Here is a 9,239-nt window from a genome sequence, read left to right as displayed (position 1 = left end):
GGCGGAGGACGACCGGCAGCCGTACCAGGCGTTCGTGCGGGACGTCTTCACCGGTCGCGGTGCCGGGCTGCCGGCGATCCTGCGCCGGGTGGCAGGCGGGCGTGTTCCCACCGCGCGCCTGCGGGAGTGGCTCCGCGCCGAGTCGCTCGACGAACGGAGCCTGCCCCGGCGGCTGACCTCCCGCCAGTGGGTGGAGCTGTACCGGATGTTCCGGGACGGCTCCACCGACCGGGCTGGTGCCGCCGGGCGCCGCGGGACGGCTGGCGCCGAGGCGCGGCCGGGAGGCGTCGCGCCACGTCGCTCTGCCGGCTCACGCGGGAGGAGAGCGGGCCGGCGCCGGGGGTGACCCGGGGCACCCGGCCGGCGGTCAGTGGTGGGAGTGCCCGCCACCCGGGTGGTGGCTCAGTGCGGGGTCCACGGAGTCGACCCGCTCGGGTGGCACGACGAGGAACTGTCCCATCATGCCCGCGTCCTCGTGGGCGAGGAGGTGGCAGTGGTACATGTACGGCACCTCCTCGTCCACCTCGGTCCCGAAGCTGACCGCCAGCCGGACGAGGACACCGGGAGGCAGGTAGACGGTGTCCTTGGGCCCGGCGAGCCACGCCGGGGGCGGGACGCCGTCCCGGTCGAGGATGCGGAAGCTGACGTCGTGGACGTGGAAGTTGTGCGGGGCTCCGCTCCCCCTGACCTCCCAGATCTCCGTGGCACCGGCCGGCACCACCTCGTCGACGCGGCCCATGTCCATCGGCCGCCCGTTGATCTCGGAGGTCCCGGAGAGTTCGAAGGTGCGGACGGTGGCGTCCGGTGGCGGCTCGATGACCGGATCGGTGCCCAGCTCCCGGGGGACGGGCGGCGACTCCCGCAGCCGGTCGGCGGCCCGCAGCTGGAGGAGGTCGAACGTGTCGTCCCCACCGGAGAACCGGTCCTGGAGGAAGCCGGCGTCCAGGCCGCCGGGGAAGGACCGCAGCACCGTCCGGTCGCCGGGTTTCATCTCGACGACGATCTCCACCCGCTCGCCCGGTGAGAGCAGCACCCGGTCCCGCTCCACGGGTGCGGGCAGCAGGCCCGTGTCGGTGGCCACCACCTGGAAGTGCCGGCCGTCGACGAACCCGAGGTGGTAGACGCGGGCGGTCGACCCGTTGAGCACCCGCAGGCGGGTGCGGCTGGCGGTCACCTCGAAGTGCGGGTCGTGGGTCCCGTTGACCAGGATCTCGTCGCCGAGGATGCCCACCCCGCCGCCGCCGCTGAGGTCGAACTGGCCGGCGTCGTCGAAGTCCTTGTCCTGCACGATGAGGGGAACGTCGTCCACCCCGTACTCCGAGGGCAACGTCAGCGAGTCGGTCCGCTCGTCCTCGACGATGATCATGCCGGCGAGACCCGGTAGACGTGCTCGGCCGTCCGGCCGTGGGGGTGCGGGTGGTACCAGAGGGTGGCCGCGGGTTGGCGCACCGTCCACTCCGGGATCCACACCCCACCGGGCCGGACCTCCTGGTGGGGTCCCCCGTCCATGCGGGCCGGGACCCGCATCCCGTGCCAGTGCAGCGAGGACGCCTCGGAGAGCTCGTTGGTGACCCGCACGGCGACGTGGTCGCCGCGCCGCATCCGCAGGGTCGGGCCGAGGTGGTCCCCGTTCACCCCCCACGTGACCGTCCGCGTGCCGGGCAGCAGCTCGGAGGCCCCCGCCCTCAGCCGCAGGTCGAAGGCCTGGCGGCCTTCCTCGTCGGTCTCCGGTTCGAGGAGGGGTGGTACGACCAGCGGTGTCGCGAAGTCCAGCTGGCCGAGGTTGTCGCGTCGCACGGCCTGGTAACCGATCGCGAAGCCCGCCGCGAGCACGATCACCCCTACGAGGGAGAGCGTCAGGAGCGCGGTCACCACGGTGCGCGGGCGCGGCCACCGGCGCCGGGACTGCGGGGACTGGGGAGTTCGTCTCACCCCCTCAGCCAACCGGTCGGAGGGCCTGGTCGACGTCGGGAAGGCCCCGGAGCAGGCCCCTGGTCCCGGTCCTGGGGTGGCTCGGTGACAACCCTGGCTACGACTTTCGGCCGAGGGGGCCTCCCGTGCCTGGCCGTTCGGCTGATCTGCGGGACAGGGGTTCACGGCCAGGCTGTACGCACACCGACCCCTCCGATCGAGAAGGACGACGATGCGCTCCGCCACCACCACCGGCCCGGTTCCCGGAACCACCGCGTTCCGGATGCCCGAGGCGACCGGTCCACGGGCCTGGCACGGCCCGTCATCGCACGGACGCGGTCCGGACGGAGCCAGCACCCCACCGGGGCGGTCCCCCAGGTCCGCTGCCCCCCGCGCGCGCGGAGGGAGCCGCCCGACCGGCTGAGGCGACTCGACGAAGGGAGAACACGGACGAAAGGACGGAACACCATGTCATCCACCACCACCGCCACCGGGACGATCGTGGCGGCCACCGACGTGTCGAAGGTGTACGGCAGCGCCGACACCCAGGTGCACGCGTTGCGCGGGGTCAGCCTCGGCGTCGCCGAGAGCGAGTTCACCGCCGTCATGGGTCCCTCGGGCTCGGGCAAGTCCACGCTGATGCACTGCATGGCCGGGCTGGACCGGCCCACCAGCGGGTCGATCACCATCGGCGGAACCGAGATCACCTCGCTGCGGGAACGGCAGCTCACCGACCTGCGGCGGGACCGCATCGGCTTCATCTTCCAGAAGTTCAACCTGCTCTCGGAGCTCACGGCGGAGGACAACATCCTGCTGCCGTTCAGCATCGCCGGCCGCTCACCGGACGAGGAGTGGCTGAAGGTCGTCATCGACATCCTCGGCATCCGCCCCCGGTTGGGCCACCGCCCGTCCCAGCTCTCCGGCGGTCAGCAGCAGCGGGTGGCGATCGCCCGGGCACTGGCGACCAGGCCCGAGGTGGTGTTCGCCGACGAGCCGACCGGCAACCTGGACTCGTCGTCGGGCCGGGAGGTGCTGGAGTTCCTGCGCAGGTCGACCGGCGACTTCGGCCAGACCATCGTCATGGTCACCCACGACCCCTCCGCCGCGGCGGCCGCCGACCGGGTCGTGCTGTTGGCCGACGGGCGGATCGCCGGTGAGTTGCGCAGGCCCTCCCGCCAGGACGTGCTCGCCGCCCTCGACGAACTGAGCAGGTGAGACGATGGGACTGGGCAAGGCGTCACTCGCGCAGATCCGGCAGCGGCCCTCGCGGATCCTGCTGACCGGTATCGCCATCGCGATCGCCACGTTCTTCGCGGCGGGCACCATGCTGTTCACCGACACCCTCCGCGACGAGTTCATCCGCAGCACCGTCTCGGTGAGCGAGGAGACCGACGCGGTCGTCGACGCCGTCGAGGAACCGTGGGTGCTCACCGACGAGCAGATCCAACGGGTCGCGGCCATGCCGGGCGTCGACCAGGTCGCGCCGTCCGGTAGCGGGGTCTCCATCGCCATCGGGCGCAACAACTACGTGTTGCGCACCTCCCCCGTCGAGGGCCCGTTGGCGATGCACACGGTGGAGGAGGGGTCGGCTCCGGGTACCGACGAGGTGCTGCTCAGCCGCTCGCTGGCCGAGGAGCTGGACTTCGCGATCGGCGACCAGTTCGAGGTGGTCCTCTACACCGAGGCGGACCAGAAGACGGTCACGGCCACCCTCAGTGGTCTGGTGCGGGACAGCCCTCAGGGCAGCTACAGCGTGATGACCAGCGAGGACACCTTCGTCGACTGGTCCGAGACCGACGGATTTTACCAGCTGCTGGTGGCCGGTAGCCAGGACGAGGGCGACCTGGTGTCCGCCATCCAGGACGACCTCGGCACCTCCGTGCTGGTGAACTCCGGTCAGCAGGTCCGGGACGAGGACATGCGGTCCGCCGCCCGGCAGGCCGACTCGATCTTCCTGGTGTTGTCGATCTTCGTGGTGATCGCGATGCTGGCGGCGGCGATCATCGTCGCCTCCACCTACCGCATCCTGCTGGCGCGCAGCCGCCAGCGCACCGCCATGTTGCGCTGCATCGGCGCGCATCCCGGGCAGATCGTGCGCGCGCTGCTGGTGGAGGCGGTCATCTCCGGTGGCCTCGCCGGGGTGAGCGGTGCCCTCGCCGCCGTCGGCGCGGGCACGGCCGGGCTGGCCATCGCGGACCTGTTCGTCACCGCCACCATGCCCCCGCTGACGGTGTCGGTACCGAGCCTGCTGCTCTGCGTCCTCGCCGCGGTGCTGCTCTCCGTGGTCGCCGCGGTCTTCCCCGCGATCAAGGGCGCGAGGATCCCCCCGGTGGCGGCCATGAGCTCCGCTCCGCTGGCCGACAGCGAGTCCCGGGTGGGCAGGTTGCGCACCACCCTCGGCGTCCTGCTCCTGCTGGGGGCGCTGGGTCTGCTCGCCCTGGGGCTGATGATGGGCACCAACGAGGGCCAACTGTTCGTGCTGGCCGTCATGGCCTCCGGGGTGTTGCTGTTCGGCGCCGTGCTGGCAGCCGGACCGCTGTTGGTGCGCATCATGACGCGCCTGGTCGAGAGGCCGGCCGGGGCGGCGGGCGGGATCGCCGGTCGGTTGGCGGCCCGCAACACCGGTCGCGCGCCGCGCCGCTCGGCGACCACCGCCTCGGTGTTCGCCCTCGGCGTGACCCTGGTCAGCGCCGTGCTCGTCGGGTTGAGCAGCATGCAGGCCGGCGCGGACGAGCAGCTGCGGGCGTCGATGCCCGCTGACGCGATGGTGAGCGACTTCTCCAACCAGGAGGAGGTTGACGGGCTGCTCGACCAGCAGCTGGTGGACGACCTGGCCGCCGCGCCCGGTGTCAGCGCCGTCACGCCCCTCTGGGAGACCCCGCTGGACGTGGACTACGGGACGGACGTCGTGGAGGAGTGGGTGTCCAGTGTGGACGTCCCCGCGATTCCCAACCTCACCCGCAACATCGCCTCCGGGGACTTCTCGGAGTGGGGCCAGGGTTCGGTGGCGCTCTACCAGCGGGTGGCCGACGACCACGGCCTGTCCGTCGGTGACACGGTCACGGTGGGCGCCGAGGGGCGGACCGTGGAGCTGACGGTCCAGGCGATCTACCGGCAGGGGGGCACGCTCGGGTTCGTCTCGATCCACCCGGACGACCTGCGCACCCTCATGCCCGACCTCGACCCGTTCCGGCTGCTGATCGCGGCGGACGAGGCGATCGAACTCGACGCGCTCCAGCAGGCGCTGGAGGCGACCGTGCCCATCGACCCGAACCTCAGCCTGTTCTACCCGGCCGAGGAGCGGGAGGCGTTCGAGGAGATCATCGGCAACCTGCGGTTGGTGGCGTTGGGCCTGGTCGGGATCACGGTCATCGTCGCGATGGTCGGGGTGGCGACCACGCTGTCGCTGTCGGTGGTGGAGCGCGGCCAGGAATACGGCCTGCTCCGGGCGTTGGGGCTGCGTGGCGGCCGACTGCGGTCGATGCTCACCTGGGAGGGCGCCCTGCTGGGCGTGTACGCCACGGTCATCGGGATCACCCTGGGCAGTGCCTACGCGGCGATGGTCGCCTCGGCGCTCTCCGACGTGCCCATGATGGCGATCCCGTGGGGCCAGTTGGGGGCCGTGCTGGTCGCGATGATCGCGATGGCGCTGCTGGCCGCGCTGATCCCGGCGCGCAAGGCCGCGAGGAGTTCCCCGATGCAGGCGCTCGCGGACGACTGATCGCCACGGCGACGGTCTTCTCCGGTGCGGGTGTCGGCGGGTTCGTCCCGCCGGCACCCGTTCGCCGTGCCCGGGCCGGGCCCGCCGGTACCTCCGGGGAATGGCCGACCCCCGGGCCGGCGCCTCGGTCGTATGGCTGAGGGGCAACCCCGGGGTCGCACCGAACGACCGGTTTCGCCGGGGTCCGGCCTCGCCGCCGCTCGCCCCCAGTGATACTGCTGGTGATAACTACTCGTTCCGTGCCAGAGCGCGGTCCATCCGACGTCCGGGGGCGCTGTGTGACGGGACCGCTCAGGGGGCTGGGACACCAGACTCGACAGAGGTGACCATGTCCGGTTTCGAGGTGGCTGAGGAGGACCTGGCCGCCGTGGGTGACTCGTTGTCGACCCTGTCCGAGGATCTCGACGCGGTGTGCCGCTCGTGGAAGTCCGGCACCGGCGGCGGGGGTGGCGCGTTCACCACCTCGGACTGCGCGGAGGCCTTCGACGACCTGGCGCGCAACCTGGCGGGCACGGTGCTCGGGCACTCGGAGCGGGTCGGCGAGCTCGGCGAGGGTGTGCGGCGGAGCGCGGAGACCTACGCCGACATCGACGACGAACGCGCCCGCGCCTTCGACGGCAAGGGGGTGTCGCTGTGAGCCAGGTGGCGGTGGAGGAGTTGGAGGAGCGGGCGGCGAGCCTGGGCTCGATCGCCGGCTCGGTCAGCGGCGACAACGTCCGTTCGGTGCTCGGGGACCTGCCGGCCAAGATCGGCGAGCTGGGCGGTGACGCGGAGGCCATCGAGGACCTGCGGATCAGCTGCACGCGAACGGCGGAGGCCACCGAGACGGCGGCCTCCGACGGGCTGTCCTCGGCGGCGACCGAGCTGGAGGCCGCGTGGACCGGCTCCGCCGCGTCCTCGGCGGTGGGTGCCATCACCAAGCAGCGGGCCGCGCTGCTCCAGGACTCGGCGCTGTTCACCCGTGCCGCCGGGGTGCTCTCCTCGCTGTCCACCAACCTGGCCTCGGCGAAGGAGGACCACACCGCGATCCTCGACCACGTGGCCGACCTCGCCGCCCGCGTCGCCGACGTTCCCGAAGACGACGAGGAGGCGCTGCACGAGTTCGCCGTCGCCACCAGGCGCGTCGCGACGGCCGCCGCGACCCTCCTCACCGCACTGGCCCAGGAGAACCGGGCCGCGGCGGCGGAGCTGCGGAGCATTTCCCTCGGCGGCGACGACGTGGTGGCGCTGACACCCGACGGCCGCGAGTCCCTGGAGGACATTCTCAACCGCTACCAGGTCGCCGCGTCCGAGTACGAGCTGGTGGACTTCCCACCACCCGAGCTGGTCGACATCATCAACCCCATCCTGGAGAAGCTGGGGTTCTCGGTGCCCAGCAGCAAGTGGACCCAGGAGGAACTGGACCTCTTCCTCCAGCTGCGGCCGGACGAGATGTACACCTGGTACCGCCTCCAGCAGGAGGCCTACGTCGTGAGCGAACAGCAGTTCGGCGACCCGGACAACACCACGCACAACCACGTGGACGCCTTCCGGCACGCCTACTGGAACGCCAGGATGACCCAGGAGTTCGGGGCCGAGTGGTCCGAGGCCTTCGCCACGGCGCACGAACGGAAACCCGAGAACGGTCGGTACCCCGAGGCGATGGACCTGTACAACAACGAACGCGGCCGGGAGATCGGCACGTCCAACCCGAACGCCAGTCCCGATCAGATCGCCAGCCAGGTCCGCCAGTCGGTCGACCAGGGGGACATGGTGGTGATCAGCCAGGACGGCCGGTTGGCCTACAGCGACCAGGTGGGCCACGGGGGGACGACGACCCTGGACGACTACGACGAGTCGGAGGTCGACCGGGGCGGGTTCGTCCCCGACACCGACGGGGTGCGACCGGACCGTTCCGGGCTGAACCCCTGGGCCTGAGCCCCCGCGACCGGGATCCGGTGGCCGCCGCACCGCGCGGTTGGCCACCGGGCACCCCCCGGCATCCCGAGGTGGGTGAGCGCCGCGGACGCGCATCACCACACCGGCACGGACGAGGAGAGGTCGCGAATCCGCTCGGCGGCGCCGTTGACGACGGCCACCCACATCACGCACAGGGCGAGTCCCACGACGGAAAGAACCGCGCCGGCCACCGCGAGCCCTTTGTTGTTCGCATGTCCACGATTCGCTCGGACGATTCCCACGAGCGACAGGACCAGTCCGATGATGACCAACGGCCAGGCGATGACGCCGATCACCGGCAGCAGTGAGACCGCGAGCCCCCACCAGGCCGAGCACGAATCCTGCCGTGGCGAGCCCGTTCTGCGGAGCGGCGACCGACTGCGGTTGCGTGGACATCGTGAATTTCCCCCAGGACAATCAGGACGGACAAAAACCAACCCGACGTGGACGGAAATCCGTTCCTTCCCAGAACGCCATGTCCACCAGCATGGTTGGTGACCGGGAATGTATTTACGGCATTCGGTGACCCCGTCAAGTGACGTTCCCTTTCGGCTCCGATTTCGTCACGCCACCTTTCCGCGACCCGTTGTTCTGGTATTCCCCGTCGTCGCGGGACGGTGCGAGGTGGAGGTGGTGGCGGGCCACCGTGGCCGGTGGAGCGACGTGAGGTCACCCGCAGGGGCGCGGCACGCGGGTGGGAGGGAGGCCGGGACCCGGCCCGGATCAGGGGTCGGTGGCGTCAGCACCGCCACGCCCGGGGACCGGTACCCACCGCCCCCCGTGTGGTCGTCGACGTCCGCCAGGACGCCTCCGCCGCACCAGGCCGAGGAGCGGTCCGCGCGCGGAGGGGACGCCCCGGGCCACGGCCGATGTGGGCCTGTTCGGCGGCCACGCCCGGTACGCGCGCCCCGCCCCACCGCCGAGCAACACCGGGTCGGGGCGGGCACGGGGGCCGGCGAGCACGCCAACGACGGCGGGCAGTGGCAGGAGGAACCCGAGCAGCCCGAGGACGAACGCGGCCGTGCGGGTCCCGCCCGGGTCCGGACGCCGCGACGCACACCACGGTGAACCAGGGGTTGCTCATCGCGGGGTGACGCGAATTCGGTGGTGGGGTGCGTCGCCTCGGTGCGGGGCACGACCACGCGCGCCTCCCCCGGTGCCGGCAGGAGGCCGACGGTACGCGGCGCCCGACCCTCCCGCCCGGTGCCGGGGGAGGCGGACCGGTGGCGACCGCCGTCGGACCCCGTCATCCGTCTCCGGCCCCCCGCGCCGCCGCACCGAGCGGACTCCCCGGACCCGCTCCCCGCCGGGCCGCTCCCACCACCCACCGGCGAGGAGGAGTGTTTAGCGCTGCGTCGTACCGGGCAGGGCAGGTGTCGAGGTGACACTCCCCCGACGACGCCGACTGGGAGCGAGATGCCCACACAGCAGCAGACGCGTGCCCTGCTCGCCGCCGGGCACGACTACGAGGAGGCCGGCCGTGCCCTGGGGGTCCCGCCGGGGCTCGCCTACCTGATCGCCACCGGGGAACCGGCCGACGGCGACCACACCGCACCACCCCCCGCGGCGGTACGGCTGGGCCTCACCCGTTCGCGTAGTCAACGACTGGTGAACGCGCTGGAACACACCCCCGACAGCCACGACGAGGTGCGCAGGTGGACGGCCCACC

8 protein-coding genes and 1 pseudogene are annotated in these 9,239 nt (G+C 71.9%); 6 read left to right on the top strand and 3 right to left on the bottom strand.

The features are described from left to right. Positions 1–346 (top strand): annotated as a pseudogene (locus ACTIDRAF_RS0221230) (hypothetical protein); the annotation flags it as partial. 21 nt (positions 347–367) lie between these two features. Here ACTIDRAF_RS0221230 and ACTIDRAF_RS35410 read toward each other — a convergent pair. After that, positions 368–1,366: a multicopper oxidase family protein gene (locus ACTIDRAF_RS35410; RefSeq protein ID WP_280956888.1), complete on the bottom strand. Its 999-nt coding sequence runs from the start codon at positions 1,364–1,366 to the stop codon at positions 368–370. Continuing rightward, positions 1,363–1,932, bottom strand: a complete 570-nt coding sequence (locus ACTIDRAF_RS35120) for a multicopper oxidase domain-containing protein (protein ID WP_245533599.1) — start codon at positions 1,930–1,932, stop codon at positions 1,363–1,365. The genes ACTIDRAF_RS35410 and ACTIDRAF_RS35120 overlap by 4 nt, the downstream gene beginning before the upstream one ends. 447 nt (positions 1,933–2,379) lie before the next feature. On the opposite strand from ACTIDRAF_RS35120, the gene ACTIDRAF_RS0221220 reads away from it, so the two are divergent. From ACTIDRAF_RS0221220 to ACTIDRAF_RS0221205, 4 genes are all read left to right on the top strand, one after another. After that, positions 2,380–3,126, top strand: a complete 747-nt coding sequence (locus ACTIDRAF_RS0221220; protein ID WP_016700727.1) for an ABC transporter ATP-binding protein — start codon at positions 2,380–2,382, stop codon at positions 3,124–3,126. A gap of 4 nt (positions 3,127–3,130) precedes the next feature. Beyond that, on the top strand, positions 3,131–5,632 hold the full coding sequence (locus ACTIDRAF_RS0221215; RefSeq protein WP_016700726.1) for an ABC transporter permease: 2,502 nt from the start codon (positions 3,131–3,133) through the stop codon (positions 5,630–5,632). A gap of 328 nt (positions 5,633–5,960) precedes the next feature. After that, positions 5,961–6,269, top strand: a complete 309-nt coding sequence (locus ACTIDRAF_RS0221210; RefSeq protein ID WP_016700725.1) for a hypothetical protein — start codon at positions 5,961–5,963, stop codon at positions 6,267–6,269. After that, the gene (locus tag ACTIDRAF_RS0221205) at positions 6,266–7,549 is read left to right on the top strand and encodes a WXG100 family type VII secretion target (RefSeq protein WP_016700724.1); all 1,284 of its coding nucleotides are present in this window, start codon (positions 6,266–6,268) and stop codon (positions 7,547–7,549) included. The genes ACTIDRAF_RS0221210 and ACTIDRAF_RS0221205 overlap by 4 nt, the downstream gene beginning before the upstream one ends. A 95-nt stretch (positions 7,550–7,644) precedes the next feature. On the opposite strand, the gene ACTIDRAF_RS32190 is transcribed toward ACTIDRAF_RS0221205, so the two are convergent. Next, entirely contained in the window at positions 7,645–7,866 is a 222-nt protein-coding gene (locus ACTIDRAF_RS32190; protein ID WP_016700723.1) for a hypothetical protein, read from the bottom strand. Positions 7,867–8,986: 1,120 nt separating this feature from the next. Between ACTIDRAF_RS32190 and ACTIDRAF_RS34020 the strand changes: the two genes are divergently transcribed. After that, the coding region (locus ACTIDRAF_RS34020; RefSeq protein WP_016700722.1) for a hypothetical protein at positions 8,987–9,239 on the top strand (253 nt) is incomplete at its 3' end.

This window comes from Actinoalloteichus spitiensis RMV-1378, assembly GCF_000239155.1.
GTDB classification, from domain to species: Bacteria; Actinomycetota; Actinomycetes; order Mycobacteriales; family Pseudonocardiaceae; genus Actinoalloteichus_B; species Actinoalloteichus_B spitiensis.
This window is presented reverse-complemented; position numbering and strand designations above follow the sequence as displayed.

What these genes read in the sequence shown, in the direction of transcription:
- ACTIDRAF_RS35410 (WP_280956888.1), bottom strand. Translation starts at nt 1,366, where the DNA reads ATGATCATCGTCGAGGACGAGCGGACCGACTCGCTGACGTTGCCCTCG.
- ACTIDRAF_RS0221215 (WP_016700726.1), top strand. Translation starts at nt 3,131, where the DNA reads ATGGGACTGGGCAAGGCGTCACTCGCGCAGATCCGGCAGCGGCCCTCG.
- ACTIDRAF_RS0221210 (WP_016700725.1), top strand. Translation starts at nt 5,961, where the DNA reads ATGTCCGGTTTCGAGGTGGCTGAGGAGGACCTGGCCGCCGTGGGTGAC.
- ACTIDRAF_RS0221220 (WP_016700727.1), top strand. Translation starts at nt 2,380, where the DNA reads ATGTCATCCACCACCACCGCCACCGGGACGATCGTGGCGGCCACCGAC.